The 25,114-nt window shown below is 60.3% G+C and carries 21 protein-coding genes; 10 read left to right on the forward strand and 11 right to left on the reverse strand.

What is annotated here, in order from left to right:
* A complete protein-coding gene (locus GL286_RS08805; RefSeq protein ID WP_155095181.1) occupies nucleotides 1-828 on the reverse strand; it encodes a glycosyltransferase family 2 protein in 828 nt (275 codons plus the stop codon).
* Nucleotides 825-1,847: a glycosyltransferase family 2 protein gene (locus GL286_RS08810; protein WP_155095182.1), complete on the reverse strand. Its 1,023-nt coding sequence runs from the start codon at nucleotides 1,845-1,847 to the stop codon at nucleotides 825-827. The genes GL286_RS08805 and GL286_RS08810 overlap by 4 nt, the downstream gene beginning before the upstream one ends.
* A gap of 96 nt (nucleotides 1,848-1,943) precedes the next feature.
* Between GL286_RS08810 and GL286_RS08815 the strand changes: the two genes are divergently transcribed.
* The 4 genes from GL286_RS08815 (at nucleotide 1,944) to GL286_RS08830 (ending at nucleotide 7,950) form a co-directional block, all read left to right on the forward strand.
* Nucleotides 1,944-2,681, forward strand: coding sequence for a P-loop NTPase family protein (locus tag GL286_RS08815; RefSeq protein ID WP_155095183.1), 738 nt, complete (start codon nucleotides 1,944-1,946; stop codon nucleotides 2,679-2,681).
* Between the two features lie 60 nt (nucleotides 2,682-2,741).
* Nucleotides 2,742-4,208, forward strand: coding sequence for a GumC family protein (locus GL286_RS08820; RefSeq protein WP_155095184.1), 1,467 nt, complete (start codon nucleotides 2,742-2,744; stop codon nucleotides 4,206-4,208).
* Nucleotides 4,208-5,584 (forward strand): oligosaccharide flippase family protein, encoded by a 1,377-nt coding sequence (locus GL286_RS08825; RefSeq protein WP_246184881.1) that lies wholly within the window; start codon nucleotides 4,208-4,210, stop codon nucleotides 5,582-5,584. The genes GL286_RS08820 and GL286_RS08825 overlap by 1 nt, the downstream gene beginning before the upstream one ends.
* An 83-nt stretch (nucleotides 5,585-5,667) precedes the next feature.
* Nucleotides 5,668-7,950, forward strand: a complete 2,283-nt coding sequence (locus GL286_RS08830) for an NADP-dependent malic enzyme (protein ID WP_155095185.1) — start codon at nucleotides 5,668-5,670, stop codon at nucleotides 7,948-7,950.
* 38 nt (nucleotides 7,951-7,988) lie between these two features.
* On the opposite strand, the gene GL286_RS08835 is transcribed toward GL286_RS08830, so the two are convergent.
* Nucleotides 7,989-8,933 carry a calcium-binding protein gene (locus GL286_RS08835; protein WP_155095186.1) on the reverse strand — a complete coding sequence of 315 codons (945 nt, stop codon included), beginning with the start codon at nucleotides 8,931-8,933 and terminating at the stop codon, nucleotides 7,989-7,991.
* A 110-nt stretch (nucleotides 8,934-9,043) separates the two neighbouring features.
* The gene (gene trhO / locus GL286_RS08840; RefSeq protein ID WP_155095187.1) at nucleotides 9,044-9,949 is read right to left on the reverse strand and encodes an oxygen-dependent tRNA uridine(34) hydroxylase TrhO; all 906 of its coding nucleotides are present in this window, start codon (nucleotides 9,947-9,949) and stop codon (nucleotides 9,044-9,046) included.
* A gap of 97 nt (nucleotides 9,950-10,046) precedes the next feature.
* Between trhO and pncA the strand changes: the two genes are divergently transcribed.
* Nucleotides 10,047-10,643, forward strand: a complete 597-nt coding sequence (pncA, locus tag GL286_RS08845) for a bifunctional nicotinamidase/pyrazinamidase (RefSeq protein ID WP_170295109.1) — start codon at nucleotides 10,047-10,049, stop codon at nucleotides 10,641-10,643.
* Nucleotides 10,640-11,950, forward strand: coding sequence for a nicotinate phosphoribosyltransferase (gene pncB, locus GL286_RS08850; protein ID WP_155095188.1), 1,311 nt, complete (start codon nucleotides 10,640-10,642; stop codon nucleotides 11,948-11,950). Before pncA ends, pncB begins: the two co-directional genes overlap by 4 nt.
* Before the next feature lie 34 nt (nucleotides 11,951-11,984).
* On the opposite strand, the gene GL286_RS08855 is transcribed toward pncB, so the two are convergent.
* Nucleotides 11,985-13,655: an NAD+ synthase gene (locus tag GL286_RS08855; protein WP_155095189.1), complete on the reverse strand. Its 1,671-nt coding sequence runs from the start codon at nucleotides 13,653-13,655 to the stop codon at nucleotides 11,985-11,987.
* Between the two features lie 130 nt (nucleotides 13,656-13,785).
* Between GL286_RS08855 and GL286_RS08860 the strand changes: the two genes are divergently transcribed.
* Nucleotides 13,786-15,264 (forward strand): MORN repeat-containing protein, encoded by a 1,479-nt coding sequence (locus tag GL286_RS08860; protein WP_155095190.1) that lies wholly within the window; start codon nucleotides 13,786-13,788, stop codon nucleotides 15,262-15,264.
* Between the two features lie 6 nt (nucleotides 15,265-15,270).
* On the opposite strand, the gene GL286_RS08865 is transcribed toward GL286_RS08860, so the two are convergent.
* Genes GL286_RS08865 through GL286_RS08875 form a run of 3 tightly spaced genes read right to left on the reverse strand, consistent with a single transcriptional unit; the run spans nucleotide 15,271 to nucleotide 17,113 of the window.
* Nucleotides 15,271-16,125 carry a nitrilase-related carbon-nitrogen hydrolase gene (locus GL286_RS08865; RefSeq protein ID WP_170295115.1) on the reverse strand — a complete coding sequence of 285 codons (855 nt, stop codon included), beginning with the start codon at nucleotides 16,123-16,125 and terminating at the stop codon, nucleotides 15,271-15,273.
* An 8-nt stretch (nucleotides 16,126-16,133) separates the two neighbouring features.
* Complete coding sequence (locus GL286_RS08870) at nucleotides 16,134-16,715, reverse strand: GNAT family N-acetyltransferase (RefSeq protein ID WP_155095191.1); 582 nt, start codon at nucleotides 16,713-16,715, stop codon at nucleotides 16,134-16,136.
* Entirely contained in the window at nucleotides 16,712-17,113 is a 402-nt protein-coding gene (locus tag GL286_RS08875; RefSeq protein ID WP_155095192.1) for a ketosteroid isomerase-related protein, read from the reverse strand. Before GL286_RS08875 ends, GL286_RS08870 begins: the two co-directional genes overlap by 4 nt.
* A gap of 129 nt (nucleotides 17,114-17,242) precedes the next feature.
* Here GL286_RS08875 and GL286_RS08880 point away from each other — a divergent pair, with 129 nt between their 5' ends.
* Entirely contained in the window at nucleotides 17,243-18,637 is a 1,395-nt protein-coding gene (locus GL286_RS08880) for a phosphohexomutase domain-containing protein (RefSeq protein WP_281352103.1), read from the forward strand.
* Here GL286_RS08880 and GL286_RS08885 read toward each other — a convergent pair whose 3' ends face one another.
* The gene (locus GL286_RS08885; protein ID WP_155095193.1) at nucleotides 18,638-19,315 is read right to left on the reverse strand and encodes an ABC transporter ATP-binding protein; all 678 of its coding nucleotides are present in this window, start codon (nucleotides 19,313-19,315) and stop codon (nucleotides 18,638-18,640) included.
* Between the two features lie 3 nt (nucleotides 19,316-19,318).
* Nucleotides 19,319-20,791 carry a KpsE/RkpR family capsule polysaccharide export protein gene (locus GL286_RS08890; protein ID WP_343038853.1) on the reverse strand — a complete coding sequence of 491 codons (1,473 nt, stop codon included), beginning with the start codon at nucleotides 20,789-20,791 and terminating at the stop codon, nucleotides 19,319-19,321.
* Nucleotides 20,792-20,941: 150 nt separating this feature from the next.
* Here GL286_RS08890 and GL286_RS08895 point away from each other — a divergent pair, with 150 nt between their 5' ends.
* A complete protein-coding gene (locus tag GL286_RS08895) occupies nucleotides 20,942-21,691 on the forward strand; it encodes an ABC transporter permease (RefSeq protein ID WP_343038854.1) in 750 nt (249 codons plus the stop codon).
* Between the two features lie 49 nt (nucleotides 21,692-21,740).
* Here GL286_RS08895 and GL286_RS08900 read toward each other — a convergent pair whose 3' ends face one another.
* Nucleotides 21,741-24,632: a calcium-binding protein gene (locus tag GL286_RS08900; RefSeq protein WP_170295110.1), complete on the reverse strand. Its 2,892-nt coding sequence runs from the start codon at nucleotides 24,630-24,632 to the stop codon at nucleotides 21,741-21,743.
* Nucleotides 24,633-24,841: 209 nt separating this feature from the next.
* Here GL286_RS08900 and GL286_RS08905 point away from each other — a divergent pair.
* Nucleotides 24,842-25,114 (forward strand): dTDP-4-dehydrorhamnose 3,5-epimerase family protein (locus tag GL286_RS08905; RefSeq protein WP_211596238.1); only part of this gene is annotated, 273 nt, incomplete at its 3' end.

A 25,114-nucleotide genomic window follows, 5' to 3' on the forward strand; every position in this document is an offset into this window, starting at 1 on the left:
CTAGCGCCCCCGCGACCAGCCGTCGTCCTTGCGGCGGGTCCTGACGGCCAGAGCAACTGCGGAGTAGGTCGCGAAACCGACGGGATCGCTGGCGGCAAGACGTGACAGTTCCGAACGGTCGGGCCGGACATGGCCTTGGTTGTCCAGAAGATGCGGAAATTTCTGGGCGATTTCTGTCACGCCACGGTCCTGACGCCGCCTCACCTTAACCAACGGCCCGAAGCCTTCGACGATGGGCCACAGATAGGGCGCATCGACCAGAAATCGCTCGGCTTCGGTGAATTGCAGGCGGGCGAATGTATCGTCCGAGATGATTTCCGGAAATTCGGCCCAGCGTTTGCGACCTGCCGCATTGACCGCGAATAGGCCCGCGCCCGTGACACCTCGGGCGACAAAGGGCAACTTCTGCCAGAAGCGCGCGTAATGTCGGGATACCGAGCTTTTTGCCGGAGCGACGACCAGCCTTCCCCCCGCATATCGAGGAATATCGACGTCCAGCACTTCGACCAAACCGGACAGAAGTTCCGGCGACATACGGATATCGGCGTCCAGATAGATCCTAATGCCATCTCTGGCGCAGGCGTCGCCATTGTTCAGCGCGCCGATCTTGCCGCCTTGCGCCAATTCCTCGACCCGCAAGGACCAGCCTCGATCAGCGAAAGCGGGAATGCGGGCGCGACCGCGTGCTGCGGTGTCATCGCGGCAGCCATTCGCGATGACGATGACCTCGACCCTATCCTGATGATCCTGCTGCAACAGGCTATCAAGGCAGGCGTCGATATAGTCGGCCTCGTCATGGGCGGGGATCAGGATCGTGCAAGCCGTCATTTGTATTCGATCAGCCTAGATCGCCGACCGATCAGGCGGCGGATGTGGAATTCGAGGACACCTCTGGCCTCGGGGAATTTGCCCAGCATGGTGTAAAGCGCGTTCTGCCAAGGCTCCGGTCGGTGGCGATTCTTCAACGCCATCCGCGCGATCTGCAGCGGATAAATCAGCAGCAGCAGCCACGCATAAGGCGTCAGAAAAGCACCCAGCAATATCGCGATCGGAAGCCCGATAGCCCAGAACAGCGAGCGTTTGGTTTCGCGTTGCCAGAACTGTTCGGGATCGTCGCGATAGCGCCACGACACTTCCGCAAAGGCGTGACCCGCGCGGCGAGAGCGGCGCGCCCATTGCGTGTATCGCGTGATGGCCGCGTCATGGACCGTCATCGGCGCGTCAAGGCGTCGGATGGTCCAACCCGCACGGCGCAGGCGCAGGCACATTTCGGGTTCTTCTCCGGCGATCAGGTCCGGATCGAAGCCACCGATTTCCTCAAGGGCGTCGCGTCGCAGCAACATGTCGCCCCCGACAGCGCGGGCCGGACCAATGGGCGTGTTCCATTCCGCATCGCACAGCCGGTTGTAGATCGAGGCTTCGGGGTGCAGTTCGCGCCGCCGTCCGGCGACGATGGCGAGTTTCGGATCATGTCCCAAAACCGCAAGTGCGGTCGAGATCCAGTCCGGTTCGACCTCGCAATCGCCATCCACGAACTGGACGAATTCCGCGTCGCCGGCCTTGGCGAAGCCCGCGTTTCTTGCCCGCGCTGCGGTAAAGGGCAACGACATGTTCAAATCGACAATTTCCGCACCCAGGGATCGCGCCGCTTCGACGCTGCCGTCGGTCGATCCCGAATCGACATAGATGATGCGTGAGACCTGATCTTTCAGGGAATTCAGGCAGCGGATCAGCCGCTCACCCTCGTTGCGGCCTATCGCAATAGCAATAACGTGGCCGGAAAGACCCGCTTGGGCAATCTTCTCGTCCCGTTCACCATGGATTGTGATTTCTGTTGTCGCGCTCATTGACGGGACGCTAGCATGACGCTGTCGGGCGTGTCATCGGGGCGTTGATGTCCCTGTACCGGCGTTATTCAGTCCCGCGGCAGAAGGGCCACAGATTTGCAGGCCGAGACAAGCAAGACATCGGATAAGAGCCCCTCAAGCGCCCTTGCGACCCGCACTGCAGGGCTAAGGGTCTCAAGCAATTTTATCCGCCGCGAGGCTTCGCGGACCGCTTTAGATACGAAATTCGCCAAGACGGTCAACAGCCGCTTCGCGATCCTGCGAACCCAGATCTTGCGGGAAATGCGCAAGCATGGCTGGCGTCGGCTGGCGATCACTCCTTTGACTGCAGGCGCTGGGGGAACATCTGTCGCCGTTCAGCTGGCGCTTGCTTTGTCGCGGCAGAAGCTGACCGAAGTCATTCTTGTCGATCTGGATCTGGCGCAGCCATCCATTGCGACGACCTTGGGGATTCCTGGATGTGATCCGGTCTCGGAAGTGTTGAATCTGAACAGGCCGATGGCAGATATTACCGCCATTGTCGAAGAGGTGCCGAACCTTTGGGTTGTGGCCCCCGGCAGCGCCGAAGACGATGCGGCCGAATTGCTACAGGACGATGCATTGGCGACGGCGCTTCATGTCTGGCGTGGTATCAGGCCGAATGCCATCGAGATTTTTGATACCGCCGCATTGCTTGATGGAGATGCCGCTTTGGCAACGTTGCCGTTGGTGGACGCGATCCTGCTTGTGGCGGATGGACGGCGAAGCACGAATTCGGACATGACTAAGGCCGAACGGCTGCTCAAGGACCTGCCTCCGATTATGGGCGTGATCCTGAACAAATCCGAAGATTGACGAGCAGCGCGGGGATTAGACGTTTTGGGCCCAATTCAATCCTTACAGGATCTTGTTTCCATGATCAGGCGGCGGTTGCCGCTGATGCTGACGATCATGGTCACGGGCATCCTGATTTCGCTGTATCTGATCATCTCGTCGCCAAGGGTCTATGAATCCTCGGCGCTTATCCAGATCGATACTTCGGCGGCGGTCGATCCCAGCAGCGATGCCTCGCTGCCAGCGGTGCGGCGGGTCCAGCTGATCGAGCAGCGGTTGATGGCCAGCTCGAATATTCTCAAGGTCATTGATGAACTTGAACTGTTCCGCGATGCGCCCGAGTTGAGCGAGCAGGAAAAAATCACTGCGCTCCGCACCAATACCCGCATCGAGAGCATTACCAACCCCGGCGTCCCGTCAGAATCGCGGATGTCGCTTTCGGCGATCGTGATCACCTCTCGGGCGGAGACGCCCGACACAGCAGCGGCGATTGCGAACTATTTTACCAATAGTGTCGTCAATCGCGACCGCGAGAACCGGTTGTCGAGGATCACCGAGGGCAAGGAATACCTGACGAACGAAGAAAGGCGTTTGACCGACGCCCTGTCCCGTCAGGACCGTGAAATTGCGGCTTTCAGCAGCCAGAACGAAGACGCCTTGCCGACGGCGCAGGAAAGTCTGAGCACCGAACTGACCCAGTTGAACGATGCCGAGAATACGCTTGATCGCGAAATCATGGCGCTGCAACGGGATCAGTTGACCCTGATTGCCGGCGGCACGACTGCGGCCGAACGGTCCGCCTCGACCCTCGTCCAGCAGATCCGCAATGCAGAGGTCGAGTTGGCGCAGGCCCGTCGGACCCTCGCACCCGATCACCCCGAGATCAAGCGGCTCGAAAACAATCTCAGGCGCCTGAATGCCGGCGATGAGGCAGTGTCCGAAATCGTGCGCCGTCAGCTTGAGTTGAACGAGGCACAACTGGCCAATCTGAACAGCCAGAAGGCGACCATGGACCAGCGCCGGACCGCAATCGAACGGGCTCGCGCCAAGTCGCCGCAAGTCGCCGAACGGCTGGAAGCGATGATCCGCGAGCAAAGCCGCTTGCAGGACCGCTACAACGAGATTTCGCGCCAACTTGCACAGGTCGAAACCCAGCAGCTTCTGATGGATAATGACCAGACCGAGCGTTTCATCGTGCTTGAAAGGGCGATGCCACCGGAGTTTCCTGCCTTTTCCAACCGGAAGAAGCGGGCGGCCATGGGGGCGATCGGAAGCATCGGATTTGCCTTGGCGCTGGCCTTCGTACTTGAGCTGAAAAACCCGATCCTGCGTACGTCCGAGCAGTTTGCCCGCTTGACCGGCACACGCCCCGTCATCTCGGTACCATATAAGAAAAGCCGCAGAGATATTCTGAAATACCGGCTGCGCGTGGTTTATATGGGCGTGCTGATGTTTGGCGGGGTGTTCATTGCTTTGTGGCTGATCGGAGTCATTCCGGGACTGCCATCTCCCGGCACCGTGCCGACGACGACGCAAGGACTGGGTTGATGAGCGGAGTTTCAGGCGAAATGGCAACCCCGCAATTGCCAAGGCCACGGACAATGGCATCGCGTGCGCTTGGCAGCGGCGCGTGGTCGATGCTGAGCTTTGCTATCGGGCAAAGCATGCGCCTGGCCTCGAACCTTGTGTTGACGCGCATCCTGAGTCCCGAGGATTTCGGTCTGATGGCGCTGGTTTCCAGCTTCATGATCGGGCTCGCGATGTTCAGTGACATGGGGATTGCGCAGTCGATCCTGCAAAGCAAGCGTGGCGATGATCCGGCATTCTTGGACACCGCCTGGACGATCAAGGTTATCCGTGGATTCATTCTGTTCGGTGTGTCGTGCCTGATGGCATGGCCATTGGCGCAGTTCTATGATGTTCCATCGCTGCTGTGGATTTTCCCGGCTGCGGCTTCGTCTATGCTGGTCGGCGGGTTCGTTTCGACCAAGATTGATACCGCCGCCCGCCATCTGCAGATCGGACGGCTGACGATGGTCGAGCTGGGCAGCCAGCTGATGGGAATTCTCATCACGGTTATCGCCGCGCTGATCATGCGGGATGTCTGGGCGCTGGTTTGGGGCATCGTGCTGGGGGCCTTCGTGCAGCTGGCAATGATCCATTATCTGGTGCCCGGCCATACGGACCGCTTCCGCATGGAGCCCGAGGCCCGGCACGAAATCGTCAAGTTCGGCAAATGGATTTTCTTCAGCACCATTTGCGGGTTCCTGTTGTTTCAGGGTGACCGGTTGGTTCTGGGGCGGGTTCTGGATCTGGACCATCTGGGCGTCTACAATATCGGCTTGTTCCTCGCGAGCGTTCCCAGCCAGTTGGGTGCTGCCATCGCGGGACGTCTGTTCATTCCGATGTACCGCGAGCATCCTCCGGGCGAGAGCTTGGAAAACCGGCATACGCTGCAACGCACTCGGGCGGGATTCACTCTGCTTCTGCTGGCGGTGGGGATCACGCTGGCCCTGATCGGTCCGTGGCTGGTGAGTCATCTTTACGACCCACGCTATGCGCGGGCAGGAGGGATGCTGGTGGTCATCGCCTCGATCCAACTGCTGGTGGTTGTTCCGATCAGCTATGAAAGTGCTGCATTGGCCGCAGGCGATTCCCGGGCGTTTTTTGTCCTGCAATGCAGCCGCGCCACGATCTATTTTTCGCTCGTTCTGGCCGGGACATGGTTCTTCGGTCTGACGGGGCTTCTGGCCGGACAGGCATTGGCCCAGTTGTGCTGCTATCCGGTGGTCGTCTGGCTCGCCCGACGGCAGCGGGCATGGGATCCGCGGCATGATATTGTCGCAATCGCAATCGCACTTGCCGGAGCCGCCTGCGCATTAATCATGCATGCCGACATCGTTTCGGAAGCCTTGCTGCACTGATTTGGCTGCATCGCAGCAACTTTCTGGTCTTCTGCCCCGCCGTCCCCTTCGTTAAGGAGGCGGGGCATCTCAGGAGGACAGATATGAGCGACGACAACACCCCCCGCCGGTCCCGCATCACCCCGGAAGAGGCGCTAGCCTATCACCTAGAGCCGCGCCCGGGCAAATATGACATCGTCGCATCGACTCCCATGGCCACGCAGCGCGATCTGTCGCTGGCCTATTCGCCGGGTGTGGCCGTTCCGGTCGAGGCCATCGCTGCCCGCCCCGAGACCGCCTATGACTATACCGTCAAGGGCAACATGGTCGCCGTCATCTCGAACGGCACGGCGATCCTTGGTCTGGGCAATCTGGGCGCATTGGCCTCGAAACCGGTGATGGAGGGCAAGGCGGTGCTGTTCAAGCGCTTCGCCGATGTCAACGCCATCGACATCGAACTGGACACCGAAGATCCCGACGAGATCATCAATGCCGTCCGCCTCATGGGGCCGACCTTCGGCGGCATCAACCTTGAGGACATCAAGGCGCCCGAGTGCTTCATCATCGAGCAGCGGCTGAAGGAACTCATGGATATCCCCGTGTTCCATGACGACCAGCACGGTACGGCGGTGATCTGCGCGGCGGGCCTGCTGAACGCGCTGGAGCTGTCGGGCAAGAAAATCGAGGACGTCAGGATCGTTCTGAACGGCGCGGGCGCGGCGGGAATCGCCTGTCTGGAACTGCTGAAATCCATGGGCGCGCGGCATGAAAACTGCATCATGTGCGACACCAAGGGTGTGATCTATCAAGGCCGCACCGAGGGTATGAACCAGTGGAAATCGGCCCATGCGGTGAAAACCGACCTGCGGACGCTGGAAGAGGCGATGAAGGGCTGCGACGTGTTCCTTGGCGTCTCCGCCAAGGGCGCGGTGACGCAGGCCATGGTCCTGTCCATGGCCGAAAATCCGGTCATCTTCGCCATGGCGAACCCCGATCCTGAAATCACCCCCGAGGAAGCCCATGAGGTTCGTCCTGACGCCATCGTCGCCACTGGTCGCTCGGATTATCCGAACCAGGTGAACAACGTCCTTGGCTTCCCCTATCTGTTCCGTGGCGCGCTGGATATCCATGCCCGCGCCATCAACGACGAGATGAAGATCGCCTGTGCCCGCGCTCTGGCCGAACTGGCCCGCGAGGATGTGCCGGACGAGGTCGCCGTGGCCTACGGTCGCAAGCTGCAATTCGGCCGCGACTACATCATCCCGACGCCGTTTGACCCGCGCCTGATCCATGTCGTTCCGCCCGCCGTCGCGCAGGCTGGCATGGAGACCGGCGTCGCCCGCCGTCCGATCATCGACATGGAGGGCTATGTCCAGTCGCTGAAGGCCCGTATGGACCCGACCGCCGCCGTCTTGCAGGGCATCCATGCCCGCGCGCGGCAAGCGCAGGCCCGGATGATCTTTGCCGAGGGCGACGATCCCCGCGTGTTGCGCGCCGCAGTCGCATGGCAGCGCGGAGGCATGGGCCAGTCGCTGGTCGTGGGCCGCGAAGCCGACGTCAAGGAAAAGCTGGAAGCGGCAGGACTGGGCGATGCAGTGCGCGAACTGACCGTGGTCAACGCCTCGAACTCGCGCCATCTCGACCAGTATCACGACACGCTTTACGCGCGGCTGCAACGCAAGGGGCTTGATCGCGAGGATACCAACCGTCTGGCGAACCGTGACAGGCATGTCTTTGCTTCGCTGATGTTGCTGCATGGGCATGGCGATGGTCTGGTGACGGGCGCGACTCGCAAGAACGCGCATGTTCTGGCGCAGATCGGCAAGGTCTTTGACGTGACGCCGGCGGACGGCGCGGTTGGCATCACGGCAGTCCTGCATAACGGTCGGATCGTCCTGATGGGCGATACATTGGTGCATGAATGGCCCGAGGCCGAGGATCTGGCCGATATCGCGACCCGCGGCGCGCATGTCGCGCGGGGCTTGGGTCTGGACCCCCGCGTGGCGTTCCTGTCCTTCTCGAACTTCGGTTATCCGGTCAGTGAACGCGCGGTGAAAATGGCACATGCGACCGAGGTGCTGGACACGCGCAAGGTTGATTTCGAATACGAGGGCGAAATGACGGTAGACGTCGCGCTCAATCCGGCGCAGGCGGCGAAATTTCCGTTCTCGCGTCTGACGGGTCCGGCGAACGTGCTTGTGGTTCCGGCGCGTCACTCGGCGTCGATCTCGGTGAAGATGTTGCAGGAAATGGCGGGCGCGACGGTGGTTGGTCCCATCCTGACGGGTGTGCCGCAACCGATCCAGATCTGCTCGACCGGATCGTCGGTGAATGACATCCTGAACATGGCGGCCATCGCGGCGGGCCGGTTGGGTCAGGTGAAATAAACCAGGAAGGGGCCGGTCGCTTGGCCGGCCCGTTCTAGCTATCCGAATGTAAAATCATTCGCACCGAGCTCGCTGGGATCGATATTGCGCAATGTGATCGTGCCTGCGCGAAAGCGGATCAGGGTGTGGTTGCCCAGATCCGTGATGGTTAAATCAGCAAACTCATCCGGTCCCGCCATGAAACGGATGATGTCCCCGGCGGGGTCAAAGGCGCGGATGACGTCCTGACCGGAACCTTGCGTGAATACAAAGGTATCCTCTCCCGAGCCGCCGCTCAGGGTGTCCGAACCGGCATCGCCGAACAGATGGTCTTTGTCGGCGCCCCCGAGCAGAAGGTCATTGCCATTGCCTCCGAACAGGTAATCGTCATCCCGATCCCCATCCAGCGTGTCATTGCCGCTGGCACCGGACAATGTGTCTTCGCCTTGGCTGGTAAAAAGATGGTTCGCCAAAGCGTTGCCGTAAATCCGATGATTGCCGTTGCCGCCGAAATAGGCGTTCTCGATCCCCGAGAACGACTTCATGCCATTACCGGTATCCTGCATTCCGCCATGTGAAAGGCTGATCGCACTGCGATCCGGCGAGCGCATGTAAATGGTGTCGATGCCAGCCCCGCCGATGATGGTGTCCTGACCGCTACCTGGAGTGAAGGCGTCATTTCCGTCCCCGCCAGAAAGCCGGTCCGAGCCGCGCCCCGACATCAGGGTATCGTTCCCCGTGCCCCCGTCCAGCCACGAGCGCACGCCCTTGCCCGCGCTCAGAAAGTCGTCGCCGTTCTCGCCGAATAGCCGATCGTTACGATTGCTGCCGTAAATGGTGTCGTTGCCGTTGCCGCCAAACAGCACGTTACGCCGATTGCTGGTCCCCAAGATCCAGTCGTCTCCCGCAAGGCCGTGAATCTGGATAATACTATCCCATGACCCTTCGTGGTCGAACCAAAGATTGTCGTCGCCTTGGGTTCCGAAATGCTTGATGAGCGCCACGGCCTTCTCCTCCGTTTCGGTGAAGATTCGTGGCGATTCTGATCCTCAATGGCCGATCCAACAATTGTCGGTTCGCATATGTCAAAATCGACGACCCGAAGGAAACAGGGTCAGTCGGCCTCGTCGTTCTGAGCCGCGAAACACTCGCCGCGATCTGCCTGACGCTGACGCTCGCGGAAGCGGGCTCGGTCGGCGTCGGAATAGTCCGAGGCGCAGCGATGGCACGACACGCCTTCCTCGTATTCGGGGCGGGTGCGGTCCTCGGCGGCCAAGGGACGGCGGCAGGCATGGCACATGTCGTACACGCCCTGCTTCAGGCCGTGGCCAAGGCTGACGCGCTTGTCGAAGACGAAGCATTCGCCTTGCCACATGCTGTCCTGTTCGGGGACTTCCTCGAGGTATTTCAGGATGCCGCCTTTCAAGTGGAAGACCTCGGAGACACCTTCGCCCAGCAGGAAATTGGTCGATTTCTCGCAGCGGATGCCGCCGGTGCAGAACATGGCGATGCGCTTGTTGTGGAAGCGGTGCGAATTCTCGCGCCACCATTCGGGAAAGTCGCGGAAGGTCCGCGTTCCGGGATCGACAGCGCCGACGAATGTGCCGATCTCGACCTCGTAATCGTTGCGGGTGTCGATCACGGCCACATCCGGATCGCTGATCAGGGCGTTCCAGTCCTGCGCCTCGACATAGCGCCCGACCGAGGCGGTCGGGTCCACATCGGGTTGGCCCATGGTGACGATCTCGCGCTTGAGGCGGACCTTCATGCGGCCGAAGGGCATGGTGCTGGCGGGGCTTTCCTTCCAATCGATATCCGTGCAACCGGGCATGGCGCGGATATGGGCAAGCGCGGCGTCAATTCCGGCGCGGGTGCCCGCGATGGTGCCGTTGATCCCTTCGGGGGCCAAAAGCAGCGTGCCCTTGACGCCGTTGGCGCAGCAGGTCTTGGCCAGCGGCCCTTGCAGGCTTGCGGGATCGGGGAAACGGGTGAAATGGTAAAGCGCGGCTACTATGATCATGGGGCAGGACTTAGACCTGCTGCGGCCCGTGATCAAGTTGTTGGCATTGACGCTCTGTCGGCAGAACCCTACGACAACGTGAAAAGAGGAGGGCGCTGTGGCGAGAACCTTGATCGTCGTCGACATGCAGGTCGACTTTTGTCCCGGAGGCAAGCTGGCCGTCACGGGCGGTGACGAGATCGTTGAACCGATCAACCGGATGATGGCCGATTTCGACAGCGTCATCCTGACGCAGGATTGGCATCCGGCAAACCACAGCAGCTTCGCCGAGAACCATCCCGGCGCGACGCCGTTCTCGTTGAAGCAGATGCCCTATGGCCAGCAGGTTCTGTGGCCTTCGCATTGTGTGATCGGGACGGCCGGTGCGCAATTCCACCCCGATCTGAACCTCGACCGCGCCGAAACCGTCATCCGCAAGGGCTTCCGGCCTGCGATCGACAGTTATTCGGCCTTTTACGAGAATGACTATGCGACTCCGACCGGTTTGACCGGCTATTTGCGGGATCGGTTCCTCGAGGATCTTTATTTCGTCGGACTGGCCCATGATTTCTGCGTGGCATGGTCGGCGATAGACGCGGCGCGCCACGGTTTCCGGGTCAGCGTGATCGAGGATGCGACCCGGGCAATCGACTTGAATAACTCGCGTGAGACGGCTCGCGAGAATATGCGCGAAGCGGGGATCAGCCTGATATGATGACGCCAACTGTCGATATCGCGACTCGGGTCTATAACCACAAATGGAAGATCGACCCGATCGTCCGCTCTCTGATCGACACCGATTTCTACAAGTTGCTGATGTGCCAGTCGGTGTTCCGCAACCGGCCCGACACGAATGTCACCTTCAGCCTGATCAACCGGACCACCCGCATCCGCTTGGCCGATCTGATCGACGAAGGCGAATTGCGCGAGCAGCTGGACTATGTGCGCGGCCTGTCGTTGACGCGCGGCGAAAGCACATGGCTGCGCGGCAACACATTCTACGGCAAGCGCCAGATGTTCCGTCCGGATTTCATGGAGTTTCTCGAGAACCTGCGCCTGCCCGCCTATCATCTGGAAAAGCGTGACGGCCAATATGAACTGACCTTCGAAGGCAAATGGCCCGAGGTCATGCTGTGGGAAATTCCCGCCCTTGCGATCATCATGGAATTGCGGTCGCGCGCTGTCCTGAAGGATCTCGGGCGGTTCGAGCTGCAGGTGCTTTATGCACGCGCCATGACCCGCATCTGGGAAAAAATCGAAAAGCTGCGCGAGCTTGGTCCCGATCTGCGCATTGCGGATTTCGGCACACGGCGGCGGCACAGTTTCCTGTGGCAGGACTGGTGTGCGCAGGCGATGATCGAGGGGCTGGGCGCGCCGCGCTTTACCGGCACCTCGAACTGCCTGATCGCCATGCGTCGCGATATCGAGGCGATCGGCACCAATGCCCATGAACTGCCGATGGTCTATGCCGCTTTGGCCGAAACGGACGAGGAGTTGCGGCAGGCCCCCTATCGCGTCCTTGCCGATTGGCACGAAGAGCATGACGGAAACCTGCGCATGATCCTGCCCGATACCTACGGCACCAAGGGATTTCTGGAGCATGCTCCGGATTGGCTGGCGAAATGGACGGGCATCCGGATCGATTCAGGCGACCCCGCCGAAGGGGCGGAAACGGCAATCTCGTGGTGGAAAAGCCGTGGCGAGGATCCGCGCGACAAGCTGATCATCTTCTCGGACGGATTGGACGTCGCCAAGATGACCGAGCTGTTCCATCGCTTCTCGGGTCGGGTCAAGGTCAGCTTCGGCTGGGGAACGTTGTTGACCAATGATTTCCGTGGGCTGGTGCCGGGTGACGGGCTGGCGCCGTTCTCGCTGGTCTGCAAGGCCGTCGCGGCCGAGGGGAAGCCGACCGTCAAACTGTCGGACAATCCCGAAAAGGCGACGGGTCCCAAGGATCTGATCCAGCGTTACCGGAAAGTCTTCGACGTGGGCCAGCAGCAGCGCATGGACGTTGTCGTGTAAACGAAAAGGCCCGGCGCGATGCCGGGCCTTTCGGTCAAAGCTGGTCGCGCCAGCGGTTCACCAGCGGATAACGCCGATCCAGCCAGAACGCCTTGGTCGAGATGCGCGGGCCGGGGGCGGCCTGATACCGTTTCCATTCGCTGCCATAAAGCAGGGTCTCGACGCGTTTGACCGTTTCGGGGTCGAAGCCTTGGGCCACCAGATCCTTGAGCGCCAGATCCTTCTCGACTAGCCCTTCAAGGATCGCGTCCAGCACCTCATAGGGCGGCAGGCTGTCTTCGTCCTTCTGGTCGGGGCGCAATTCCGCTGAGGGGGGTTTGGTGATGATCTGAGGCGGCACCACTTCTCCGGCCGGACCCATCATCCAGTCGCGGTGGTTTTCATTGCGCCAGCGGCAGGTCTGGAACACGCGTGTCTTGTACAAATCCTTGATCGGATTGTAGCCGCCCGCCATGTCGCCATAGATCGTGGCATAGCCGACCGCGACCTCGGACTTGTTGCCGGTGGTCAGCAGCAGTTCTCCGAACTTGTTGGAAATCGCCATCAGCATGACGCCGCGCAGGCGGGACTGGATGTTTTCCTCGGTCGTGTCGGGTTTCGTGTCCGCCATCAGATGGGCCAGCGCATCGCCGACGGCATCGCGCGCGCCCTCGATATGGACGGTGTCGAGCCGCGCGCCCAGACGGTTCGCGGCATCGGCGGCATCGTCAAGGCTTGCCTGCGAGGTGTATTCGCTGGGCAGCATTACGCAGCGCACGTTTTCCGGCCCGATCGCATCGCTGGCGATCGTCGCAACCAGTGCCGAGTCGATCCCGCCCGACATTCCCAGCACGACCTTTTTGAAACCGGATTTGCGCATGTAGTCGCGCAGACCCTCGGTCATGGCGCGATAATCCTGCTCCCATTCGCCGGGCTGGTGATCCATCCGGCCCGGAACGGCGCGCCAGCCGTCGGGCGTGCGTTCGAAGTCTACATGCTCGATCACCTCGTCGAAGGGCGAAAGCTGCATCACCTTGACCGCGCCGCCATCGGGACCGGGGTTCAGGACAAAACTTGCGCCATCGTAAAGCTGGTCGTCCTGCCCGCCGACCGAGTTCAGATAGACCAGTGGCAGATCGCTTTCGACGACACGCGCGACCATATGGCCCATCCGCAGATCCAGCTTGTTGCGGTGATAGGGGCTGCCATTCGGCACCATCAGGATTTCGGCGCCGGTCTCGGCCAAAGTCTCGGCGACGTCGGGCCACCAGGCGTCCTCGCAGATCGGGCTGCCGATCCGCAGCGGGCCGATGCGATAGGGACCGCTGACCGGACCCTGATCGAACAGGCGCAATTCGTCGAAAAGCTGCTTATGGGGCAGGTCGTGTTTCAGCACACGGGCCGTGACCTTGCCGCCTTCGAGTATCCAGTAGGCATTGTAAAGCTTCGAGCCTTCGGCAAAGGGACCGCCGATCCCGATCGCGGGACCGTCGGCGCAGTCGCGGGCGAGGGTCTCGATCTCGGACATGGCGTCCTGCGTGAAGGCGGGCTTCAGCACCAGATCCTGCGTTTGATAGCCGGTGATGAACATCTCGGGCAGGGCCAGCATGTCGGCTCCGGCTGTCTTGGCCTTTTCCCATGCATCGCGCGCCTTTGCGGCATTACCCGGCAGATCGCCCACCGTGGGATTCAGCTGTCCAAGGGTGATGCGGAACCTGTCGGGCATGGCTCAGTCCTTTCGAATTTTCACGATTTAAATAGGCCACTGCGTGCGAAAGGAAAAGTCGGGCTTTGCGTGCCGCGCGGCCTTGCGGTAAACCGGACCAAAAGAACCAGAATGGCGGAAGGCAGGACCGATGAAGGCAGCCATTGTTGCATGCGCGATGATCCTGACAAGCACTGGCATGGCCAGCGCTCAATCCGTTGTGACCAAGCAATATGACGATGGCGGCGTCTACGAGGGCACGTTCCGCAACGGCAAGCAGCATGGCCGCGGCACCTATCGGCTGCCGTCGGGATATGAATATACCGGCGACTGGGTCGAGGGCGAGATTCTGGGGCAGGGCACCGCGAAATACCCGAACGGCTCGGTCTATGAGGGAACGTTTTCCAAGGGCAAGCCCAATGGCAAAGGCAAGATCACCTATGCCGATGGCGGCACCTTCGAAGGGGATTGGCTGGACGGGCAGATCACCGGACAGGGCAAGGCAACCTATGCCAATGGCTCGGTCTATGAAGGTAGTTTCGTCAACGCCTTGCACGACGGCAAAGGCGTTCTGACCCAGCCGAACGGCTACCGTTACGAAGGGGGCTGGAAGCGCGGCGTCAAAGAAGGGCGCGGCAAGATCACCTATCCTGACGGCGCCACCTTCGAGGGCGAGATGCAGGCCAACCAGCGTGCAGGTCAGGGCAAGCTGATCATGCCGGACGGCTTGACCTATGAAGGCGGCTGGTCTGCGGGACAGATGTCCGGACAGGGCAAGCTGGTCCAACCCTCGGGAGACATCTACGAGGGCCGTTTTGCCGGTGGTCGCCGCGAGGGTAGGGGCGTTGCGACCTATGCTAATGGCGACCGCTACGAGGGCGATTTCCGCGCCGATCGCCGCGCCGGAACCGGAACCTTCACCGGCACCGACGGCTATGTCTATACCGGCGACTGGGTCGATGGCCGGATGGAGGGGCTGGGGCGCATCACCTATCCCGACGGCTCGATTTATGAGGGCGCGTTGCACAACGACATGCCCGAGGGACGCGGGTTGATCACTTATCCCGACGGCGCGAATTACGAGGGCGGCTGGCTCGGGGGCGTGATCGAGGGGCAGGGCGTCGCCAAATATGCCAATGGTCTGGTCTACGAAGGCGGTTTCAAGCGCGGTCGCAACGAGGGTCAGGGCCGCATGACCTATCCCGACGGCTATGTCTATAACGGGGCTTGGCGCGACGGTCAGCGCCACGGGCAGGGGCAGGCGACCTATCCCGATGGCACGACCTATGACGGCTCTTTCGTCGCGGGGATGCGTCAGGGCAAGGGGCGTCTGATCGCCCCCGACGGGTTCCGCTACGAGGGGGGCTGGAACAAAGGCGAAATCGACGGCGAAGGCGTCGCTACCTATGCCAATAGCGACGTCTATACCGGTCATTTCGTCGCCGGTAAGCGGCAGGGCACCGGCGTGATGAAATATGCGACCGGCCAGATTGCGGCGGGCGAATGGCAGGATAACAGCCTTGCCAAGCCGACTCCGGTCGATGGGGTGGCACCTACTGGTGATGCACCTGTGGCTCCGACGCCCGATGCCAACCTGCCCGACGAGCCCATGCAGGACCCGCCGGCCTGATCCGCTTCAGATGATTTCGCTGGATAGGCTTTCGGGCCAATGCGCAAAGGGCAGGACGCGGCCGTCCTCGCGGCTTTGGCGCACCTTCTCCAGATCGACGCGAGCCTTGACCCAGCCGGGACGGTCCATCTCGCCCTCGGCGAGGATGCCGGTTTCCGGCCAGAACCCGTCTGACGGCGCATAGATCGCGGCCGTCCCGCGGTTCTCGTCGATTGCGGGGTTCCAGTCGCAGGTCCCGACGGTCGGCGAGTGGACGACGATGCACTGGCTTTCCAATGCCCGCGCCATTGCGCCGATCCGGACGCGGTTGAAGCCAGCGACGGTGTCGGTGCAGGACGGGGTCAGGATGATCTCGACTCCGGCCTCGGCCAGTTGACGGGCCAGCAACGGAAACTCGCTATCATAGCAGATCAGAACGCCGAGCTTGCCGACCGGCGTGTCAAAGATCCGCAAGCCGGGCGCGCTTTCGACATTCCAGTCCTCGCGCTCGAAGCGGGTCATGATCTGCTTGTCCTGATGTCCGATACGGCCTTCGGGACCAAACAGGACCGCGCGGTTGAATGGCCGGCTGCCTGCGAAGTACGGTCCCGATGCGGCAAGAATGTGGATGCCATGCTGGGCGGCCAGTTCGATGTGCAGCGCGTCTCTGGCCGCCTCGTGTCGGGCGACCTCGTGCAACGAGGCCTCAAGATCGCCAGCGATCTCGCGTCCGCCAAGCGAGGCGAGTTCCATCGCACCGTATTCGGGAAAGACCAGAAGGTCGCAATCGGCCGCGGCCTCGACCCAGCGGGTCAGTTTGGCGCGATAGGCTTCGAAATCGTCGAACCAGTCGAATTTATACGCGGCGGCGGCGATCTTGATTTCTCGTGTCACAGGGTCTTCATCCAGAATTGCAGCGGCTTCTTGGTCGAATCCGGCGCGTCGATGTCCTTCCAATCGAACTCCGCAACGACGCCGGAAAGGGGTTCATACCCTCTTTTGCGCCAGAAGTCATCCAAAGGTCGGTAATCGGCTGGTCGTAGCGGGTGGTCCGTAGGCCGTTGCACGCTGCAAAAGGCGCTGTAGCGCCGCCCCAAGGCCCGCCCTTGCGCCTCGCGCCCGTCGAAAAAGACATGGCCAAGACCCCGACCGCGATAGTCGGGCAGCAAGACCGATTCCGCGCAGTAAAAGATTTCGTCCAGCTGCTCGGGGCGACCGGCAAATGCGGTACGAAAACCTTCGGCATGGTCCTCCATCGGTGCGCCGGTCGCGGCACCGATCATCAACTCGCCGTCATAGGCCGCGACAACGACCGCACCGGGATGCCGATAGGCAGTCAGGTACTCGCGCTCGTGTTCGATGTCGCCATCGTAAAGATAGGGCCAGTCGCGGAAGACCGTAATCCGCAGCCGTGCCAGATCGTCGAGCACGTCCAGAACGGCGTCCCCCGTCAGGATGCGGTTCGAGATCATGCCCCGACCTGCTTCATCCAGTCCGCCAGATTGTAATAGGTGGTCACGCGAGAGATCTTGCCATCGCGGATCGAGAAGAACGTTCCGGCGGGCAGGACATAGGTCTGGCCATTGGCCTCGGGCAGGCCCTCATCCGTCGCAAGATAGGTTCCGTTCACCACGAATTCGGCGGCGGCGCGATCGCCCGCGTCATTGGCAAAAATCACGATATCGGTCAGGTTTTCTCTGTAGCAGCGGGTCATATGCGCGTTGAAGGCGCGGAACAGGTCCTTGCCGTGGCGGATCTTGCCCTCGTTGACGTGATGTTCGATCCCGTCATGCAGATAGGTCAGCATCTCATCGGTGCGACCGGCATTGAATGCGGCGTAATAGGCGGCGATCAGGTCTTTTGTCGTCATGGCGTCCTCATGATTTTCCGGTTTTTAACCCTTGGAGCGGGCGTCGTCACCTGCGTCATTGGGATGAGGACTTTCCCAACCACTTCGTGCTGGTGTAGCCATTGACGGCACATAAATAGGAGCCCGCGCATGTCCTCTGAATCCGAGTCGATGCCCTTCCGTCAGATCGATTGCTTCAAGGCTTATGACGTGCGGGGGCGGCTGGGGATCGAGCTGGATCAGGACGTCGCTTACCGCATCGGCCGTGCCTTTGCGCAGTTGCGCGGCGCGCGCGAGGTTGTGGTCGGTCGTGACAGCCGCGAAACCTCTCCCGAACTGGCCGAGGCGCTGATCCGCGGCCTGAACGATGGCGGTGCCAATGTCCGCGATCTGGGACTGGCAGGCACCGAGGAGATGTATTTCGCGACCGCCCATTATGGCGCGGATGGTGGAATCGAGGTCACGGCTTCGCATAACCCGATTGATTACAACGGGATGAAGCTGGTCGGTCCGGGGGCCGCGCCGCTTGATCCGGATACGGAATTTGCCGATCTGGCCAAACTGGCGCAGTCGGGCGCGTTTACGGCGGCGGAGAAGGGTGCAACCACCTTGTTCCCCGAAGCCCGTGCCGCCTATGCAAGCGCCATCGTCGGTTTCATCGACGTCGCGGCTTTGCGGCCAATGACGATCCTCGTCAACGCGGGGAACGGAACGGCCGGCCCGACCTTTGACGCCATCGCGGCAGAGCTTGAGCGGCGTGGTGCCCCTTTGCGGTTCATCCGGATCAACCACGATCCGGATGCCAGCTTCCCCAACGGCATTCCGAACCCGCTTCTGCCCGAGAACCAGCCGATGACCGCCGATGCCGTTCTGGCGCACGGGGCCGATCTGGGCGTCGCATGGGACGGCGATTTCGATCGCTGCTTCTTTTTCGATGCGCAGGGGCAGTTCATTCCGGGCGAGTACATCGTCGGTCTGCTTGGCACGGCATTCCTTGAAAAACATCCGGGTGAAAAGATCGTCCATGATCCGCGGGTCGTTCTGAACACGCGCGCAATGATCGCCGAGGCTGGCGGTCAGGCCATTCAGGCCCGCACCGGTCATGCCTTTCTGAAACGGGCCATGCGGCAACACGATGCGATCTATGGTGGCGAGATGTCGGCGCACCATTATTTCCGCGGTTTCCATTTCGCCGATAGCGGCATGATCCCTTGGCTTCTGGTTGTCGAATTGCTGTCCCGCAAGGGGCGTACTCTGGCTGATCTGCTGTCGCAGCGGATCGCGGCCTATCCTTCATCCGGCGAAATCAACTTCCGCCTGTCCGATCCCGATGCTTCGATTAAGCGGGTGATGTCGTGCTTTGCCCAGTTGGCTGTTTCCCGTGACGATACCGATGGAATCAGCCTTGAGTTTGCGAACTGGCGTTTCAACCTGCGCCGTTCGAATACCGAACCGGTCGTGCGGCTGAATGTTGAATCGGTGGGAGATGCCGCGCTGGTCACGGCCCGCGCGGCTGAAATCGGGGATCTGCTGAACGGGGGCTGATCAGTCCCCGATCACATCGGGCGGAACGCGCAGGATCGCCTCGTGCATGGCGATGGCCTCGTTGAGGTCGTCGAAGACATGCAACTGGCCGCGATCAAGCACAGCTCCCATCGTGCACATCTGCCGGATCATCGGCATCGAGTGGCTGACCACGATCGCGCCGGAGTTGCTCATCCGCTCGTTGAAGACGCGCTGGGATTTGGCACGAAAATCGGCATCCCCGACGCTGGTCACCTCATCGACCAGATAGGTGTCGAAATAGATGCCCATGCTAGTGCCCATCGCAAGGCGCGAGCGCATGCCCGAAGAATAGCTGCCGAACGGTTGATGGAAGTGCTGCCCAAGATCGGCGAAATCTGCAACGTAATCAATTAGCTCATCGGTATCGACGCCGTAGATACGGGCCACGAAACGAACGTTTTGTGCCCCCGAAAGCTCGGGGTGAAAGCTTCCCGCAAAACCGACGGGCCACGAGATCGTGCCATCGGATACCACCCGACCCGAGGTGGGCGACACCGTGCCAGCAATGATGCGCAGCAGTGTCGACTTGCCCGCGCCATTGCGACCAAGAAGCGCGACCGAGGCCTTGGTGGGAAAGACCGCATTTATTGCATCGGCGACAAGCGTCTTTCGCCCCTTAAGGCGATAGATCTTGGTCAGGTTATCGAGACGGATCATCGCTCAGGAGCGGTCCCGGATGCTGTAATAGACAAGCGCAAGGATCGACCAACCCGCAAGCAACATCCCCGCGACCAAAGCCAGCAACCAAGGACGGTTCGGAACGGTCGAACTTTGCGCCACTTTGGGCTGGATATGCGCGGCCAGATAGCGCGACTTGCGTTGCGCCTCGGCCAAGGCGGTCTCATAGGCGATCCGTGCGGACCGATAGGCCCCTTCGGCAAATTCGCGATCAACCATCAGCTTTTCGTATTCAGCCATGAGTTGCGAATAGCTTTCGCCTTGCGGTCCCTTGCCTTCGGTTCCGAACTTGCTGCGTTCGGTTTCGATCAGCTTCCGGATGGCGTCGATTTTCTGCTGCGACTGGGTGACGCGGTGGTCGGTGGGCTTCGCATTGTCGAGCAGCACGTCATTGGCCACCAAAGCCTCGGCCAGCTTGGCTTGAAGGCCGGCCAGAACTCCCATCTGGCTTTCCAGATCGGCATGGGGATCGACGATCAACGACCGCATGCGGAAATCCGTCATGGCCTGCCGGGTCGTCGTCAACTCCTTGCGCGTCTTTTCCAGTTCGGCAGTCGCAAGCCGCGTTGCGTCTTCGCGTGCGATAGCCGACAGATCGTTGATCTTGTCCGAGCTCTCTTTGAAAACGGCAGCAGCGATCTTCTGCGCGTCCTCGGCCGAAAAGGCGTTTACTTTCAGCGTGATGAGATTGCTGGTCGTATCATACAGAACCTTGACCTGCCGGTCCCAGTAGTCGGTCAGATCCTCGACATGCCCGTCCGGATCAAACGCGAAAACGAAGTCATGCGGCCAGTCGCGCGAGAAGCGGCTGCGCAGGTTCAACTGCTCGTCGATCTTCTCGACCATATCCTGACTGCGGATATATTCGTAAAGAATGTCAGTATCCGAAGCACCCGATCCGCCACCCAACGGGGAAAGTCCGCTCAGCAGGTCGATGGACGGCGTCATATCCTCTTTGCGGACCGAAAAACCGACCGTCGAGACATATTGATCGGTCGCGCGATTCCACAGGTACCACGCCCAAGCAGCCGTCGGCAGGACGACCATGAGAAAGAACGTGACAAGAATGAACCAGTGCCGTGGGCGCACATGAGCCATGGCGACAGGAGGGCGCACCGCCTCGGCGGCCCGGGGCGTGGCAGGAACGGCTGCCGCAGGGCGAACCGCCAATGGCCGGGCCGCACTTGCCGGTTGGGCAAGCGGTCGCACGGGAATGGGTTCGAGTGACGTCTTTGCCGCGATGGAATTCGCGGGAGCGGCCTTGACGACCGAATGGCTCGCATCGACGACTGGTTGCAGCCGGGGGGAGTTCTGGAATGGACGTACGGCCGCAGTTTGCGCGCCTTTGGCGGGCGTCCCCATAGCATCGGATTTCGCGACCGAGGGTGATTGGTCCGCAGTGCGATGAGCTCCGGGCCGGCCGTCACGGTCGGACAGATCTTTGGGATTGTTCACAGCCGTGCAGCTTTCAACAGTTTACCTTTTGGCTGCAGTTGATACATATTGCCATTCTCCAAGGCCAGCCTCTAAGATCAAATGTCCGAGATAAGCCAAAAGCAGCACGCCCCACAAAAACCCGGCAACTCGGGCCCCCGGCTGCGGATGATGAGAATCCTGATCGCGCTGATCTTGCGTGAGATAGCGACAACTTACGGAAAGTCTGCCGGTGGTTATGTCTGGGCGCTGCTTGAACCGGTTCTTGGTATCCTTCTGCTGACCATCGTGTTCAGCATGATGCTCGCACAACCGGCGCTTGGCACGAACTTTCCGCTGTTTTATGCGACCGGTCTGCTGCCTTTCACGATGTATAACGATCTGCAATCGAAGGTTGCCGGGTCTATCCGCTATTCCCGCCCCTTTCTGGCTTACCCGAGCGTGACCTATCTGGATGCCATGCTGGCGCGGGTCATTTTGAATGCGCTGACGCATGCTGTTGTTTTTACGATAGTTGTTGTCGGAATCTTTGTCATCTACCAGCTTCCGGTCGTTGTGCATGTTGGCGAAGTCGCCGAGGGGATGATCATGATCGTCGCCCTCTCGATCGGTGTCGGCACGCTGAACTGCTATCTCATGACAGCGTTTCCGGTTTGGGAGCGGACCTGGGGTATTTTGAACCGGCCGCTGTTCCTCGCGTCAGGGATATTTTTCCTTTATGACGTGATGCCCGCCGAAGCGCAGCGGTTGCTTTGGTATAATCCCGTGCTTCATTGCGTTTCGCAGCTTCGGAAGGGGATTTACCCGATGTATGATGCGAGCTTCATTTCCGCCGAGTATGTCTTTGGCGTGTCGTTTGTCCTGACTGCGATGGGGTTGCTGTTGCTTGTTCGCAACCACCGAAATTTGCTCGAGCGGTGAGGAACTCGGGGTCCGGTTTCGTCGGACCCGTAATAGTTGCTTCGGCCGTCTACAAAAGAAAATCGGATCGAATCAGGTCGGGTATATCGCCGAGGGCAATTCTCAGGTCGGTTTGCCGGTTCCCGTCCAGATCGATTTCGACGACCAGCCCAAGTGCTGCGCTCGTCGAAATCCGCACCTGTCCTGTCCCCGAATACTCGGCTCTGCCAATGAAACTGAGGCCCAGACCTCGCAGATCAATATCATCCATGCCGCGTACGAAATCGGTTACCCGGTCCGTGCTTCGATCAAAATCGGCAGGTGTGGCGAATACAAACAGATCGTGGCCGCTACCCCCTGACAATTGATCCTGCCCTGCGCCGCCCCTGATCCTGTCAGCATTGCGGCCGCCAAAGATCAGGTCGTTTCCGGCCCCCCCGTTCAAAGCGTTGCGCGCACCAGTTCCGTTCGAGTTTCCCCCGTAAATCGTGTCGTTTCCTGCGCCGCCATCGATCTGATCGGAACCGGCTATGCCGTTAATCAGATCGTTCCCTAATCCTCCGAAAATTGTGTCATTTCCTTGGTCGGCGCGAATCCGGTCGTTTCCGTTATCGCCGTAGATTAGATTGTGACCGATACCGGCCTGAACCACGTCGTTTCCGTCGCCGCCAATAAGGGTGTCATTGCCGTAACCTCCCCAGAGGACGTCGTTTCCGCCTTGTCCGGCAATTCGGTCATTATCCGCCCCGCCAAACATGCGATCATCGCCGGTCCCGCCTAGCAGGAGGTCATTTCCCTGATCGCCGTAAAGCACGTCGTGCCCGTCCGACCCTATTAGCGTGTCATTGCCAGTTACCCCGCGAAGGGTGTCAGATCCGGTTCCGGCCTCCAGCCAGTCGTTTCCAGTCCCACCGGCAAGCCAGTCATCACCGGCTTCGCCCCGGATCAGGTCGTTGCCATCGGCCCCTGTCAGCGTGTCGTTTCCGAACCCGCCGAATATGCTGTCATTGCCGCTGCCTCCATCCATCCGGTCCCTGCCAAGACCAGCAGTCAGGCGGTCATTGCCGTTACCCCCGAGGATCGTGTTGTTGCCATATGCGTCGATGATGGCGTCATTTCCATCCTCGCCGTAGGAAATATCGTCGCCCGCTTGCCCTAAAATCCGGTCGTGGTCGGGGCCGCCGAATAGGGTGTCGTTATGGTTCCCCCCCTGCAATTCGTCATTGCCTGCTCCGCCCCTGAGAAGGTCGTTTCCGTCCTCACCCAGTATCTGATCATTGCCAGCCGCGCCGTTGGCGACATCATATCCCGCGCCGGCGCGGATCACGTCGCGACCAATATGGCCCGTCAGAGTGTCCTGCCCCGAATAGCCGAACATGTTCGATCCGAACCGACCGGCCGCAAGCGCGTCGTTTCCTGTGGTCCCGGTCAGTATGGTCCGCATCCCACTGACCTCGTAATGGGCCAGAGCGAACATCGAATTGTCGAAAGCGCGAGAGGAAAGGGTCGTGCCGGTTGATGTCCTGATCTCGATTTCGGTCGTCCCGAACGAGATCAGGATACCGTAGCCCTGCGATCTGAAAGTCAGTTGCGCAATGCTACGGATCATCCCCAGATTGGACAGATCAAGCCGGTCGCTCAATGGGTCGAAATCCGTGATCCTGATCCTGCCATCGATGGCCGAGGCGACGAACAGGTCCGATCCTGCGCCTCCGGTCAACTGTATCGGGCCTGAACCTGCAATCAGGATGTCGTCACCGGCGCCGCCAATGATCGATGAGGTGTTTTCACTTGCCTGCAACAGATCCGAGCCGGATGTTCCGACGTGTTGTCCGGTCTGGGTCAAGCAGGTCTGACCAAGATCGCCGGGATCAAACAGGAATTGTGAAATCCCCCTTTCAGTGCGGGACGAGACAAACACAACGATCCGGCCGTCCATCTCGATAGCCGAGATTGCCGAGACGTCCTGCATCGCGCGGTCATTGGTGTCTTGCAGGGTCGCCAGATGCAGCAAATGACCGTCGGGCTGGATTGTGAAGACGGATATCCCGTCGTCACCGCCACCCGCGATGATGAAGGCTCGGCCGTCCACCATGACGGTTTCGAGGGCCGAAACGCGATTGAAGCGCGTCCCGAGTTCGTCCACCACGTGGTCGGCATGTGTCAGGTTGCCATTGTAGTCGAGACGCAGCACCGTCAGCGATGAACTGATCGCTGAGGCGACGACAACATAAGTCATCCCCCCGACCGTGACGGTTTCGAGATGGGCGGGGGCATTCATACCATAGCCCAGCTCGGCGCGTATGATGCTGGCTTGTCCCAGATTTCCGCTTGCGTTGATCCTTTGAGCGGTGACGAAATTGCCAAGCGCCGAGGCCGACAGCAAAAAGCTCCGGTCACCGACCGAAACAGGCTCGATATCGTCGATCTCGGTTTGCTGAGTGCCCGTGCCCAAGGGCAAATGCGAACGGGAAACCCAATCGATCTCGCCCGAGGCCGAAACGCACCATGTTTCAAGCGACGTGCTGCCGTTTCTGGCGGCGTAAAGAATATTCGCGCCATCGACGTCAACCGAACCCAACAGGGTCACATCTGCCGGAATGCCGCCTGAATTGCGTAGGCTAACTGGATGAGAAAGCGACCCGTTAGAGCCAAGCCCGAACCCATCCAGTCCTGTCGCGCCAAGTCCCGTCCCAAACAGGGTCACTTCGGAGCCAATCGAGACAATCGCGACATTGGGGCTGTCGAAGTAGCTGGCCGAACCGGGATAGGCCTGTGTCGAAAAGATCTGGATGCCCTGGTCAGGTGATCTCAACCGATACGCTGCCAGCCCGCCACCCAGATTATTCGAACTATAAAGATAGTATCCCGAGGGAAGCCGAACGATCTCAAGATCGGTAATGTTCTCTACGAAAAGCGGAAATCGGCCAACATAGGTTGTTACATGACGAATGCTGAGCATGACCTGACCCTGAACCAATTACGAAACTGTCGGGTCAGGTTATGCTTCGCAGCTTAATGAAACCTTGTCTCCAGAGGTCTGAGATCTGCCAAATCAGGGGCAATTTAATCTACTTGGCTTGACTTAATTTCCGGACTGGACCGAACAACTTGCACGGCAGACGACGTGAAGGATACCGTGCGTCAAAGGATGATGACAGGTGAGATCAGATGCAGGTCACGCAGACTTCGCTTGCAGGGGTGTTGATCCTTGAGCCCCGGCGTTTCGGAGATTCTCGCGGGTTTTTCTCGGAAAGCTGGAATCGTAAGACCCTGCGGGAAGCAGGCGTCGAGTTGCCCGAGTTCGTTCAGGACAACCATTCGATGTCCTCGACGGTAGGGACCTTGCGCGGTCTGCATTTCCAGTCGCCGCCACATGCCCAGGGCAAGCTCGTTCGTTGCGGGCGGGGGCGGCTCTTTGATGTCGCTGTCGATATCCGTAAG

The organism is Paracoccus aestuariivivens, assembly GCF_009711225.1.
Classification (GTDB): Bacteria; Pseudomonadota; Alphaproteobacteria; order Rhodobacterales; family Rhodobacteraceae; genus Paracoccus; species Paracoccus aestuariivivens.

Bases quoted from the DNA above. Each gene is read 5' to 3' on its own strand.
- GL286_RS08805 (WP_155095181.1), bottom strand. From the start codon at position 828: ATGACGGCTTGCACGATCCTGATCCCCGCCCATGACGAGGCCGACTAT.
- GL286_RS08810 (WP_155095182.1), bottom strand. From the start codon at position 1,847: ATGAGCGCGACAACAGAAATCACAATCCATGGTGAACGGGACGAGAAG.
- GL286_RS08820 (WP_155095184.1), top strand. From the start codon at position 2,742: ATGATCAGGCGGCGGTTGCCGCTGATGCTGACGATCATGGTCACGGGC.
- GL286_RS08825 (WP_246184881.1), top strand. From the start codon at position 4,208: ATGAGCGGAGTTTCAGGCGAAATGGCAACCCCGCAATTGCCAAGGCCA.
- GL286_RS08830 (WP_155095185.1), top strand. From the start codon at position 5,668: ATGAGCGACGACAACACCCCCCGCCGGTCCCGCATCACCCCGGAAGAG.
- trhO (WP_155095187.1), bottom strand. From the start codon at position 9,949: ATGATCATAGTAGCCGCGCTTTACCATTTCACCCGTTTCCCCGATCCC.
- pncB (WP_155095188.1), top strand. From the start codon at position 10,640: ATGATGACGCCAACTGTCGATATCGCGACTCGGGTCTATAACCACAAA.
- GL286_RS08855 (WP_155095189.1), bottom strand. From the start codon at position 13,655: ATGCCCGACAGGTTCCGCATCACCCTTGGACAGCTGAATCCCACGGTG.
- GL286_RS08860 (WP_155095190.1), top strand. From the start codon at position 13,786: ATGAAGGCAGCCATTGTTGCATGCGCGATGATCCTGACAAGCACTGGC.
- GL286_RS08870 (WP_155095191.1), bottom strand. From the start codon at position 16,715: ATGATCTCGAACCGCATCCTGACGGGGGACGCCGTTCTGGACGTGCTC.
- GL286_RS08875 (WP_155095192.1), bottom strand. From the start codon at position 17,113: ATGACGACAAAAGACCTGATCGCCGCCTATTACGCCGCATTCAATGCC.
- GL286_RS08880 (WP_281352103.1), top strand. From the start codon at position 17,243: ATGTCCTCTGAATCCGAGTCGATGCCCTTCCGTCAGATCGATTGCTTC.
- GL286_RS08885 (WP_155095193.1), bottom strand. From the start codon at position 19,315: ATGATCCGTCTCGATAACCTGACCAAGATCTATCGCCTTAAGGGGCGA.
- GL286_RS08895 (WP_343038854.1), top strand. From the start codon at position 20,942: ATGAGAATCCTGATCGCGCTGATCTTGCGTGAGATAGCGACAACTTAC.
- GL286_RS08900 (WP_170295110.1), bottom strand. From the start codon at position 24,632: ATGCTCAGCATTCGTCATGTAACAACCTATGTTGGCCGATTTCCGCTT.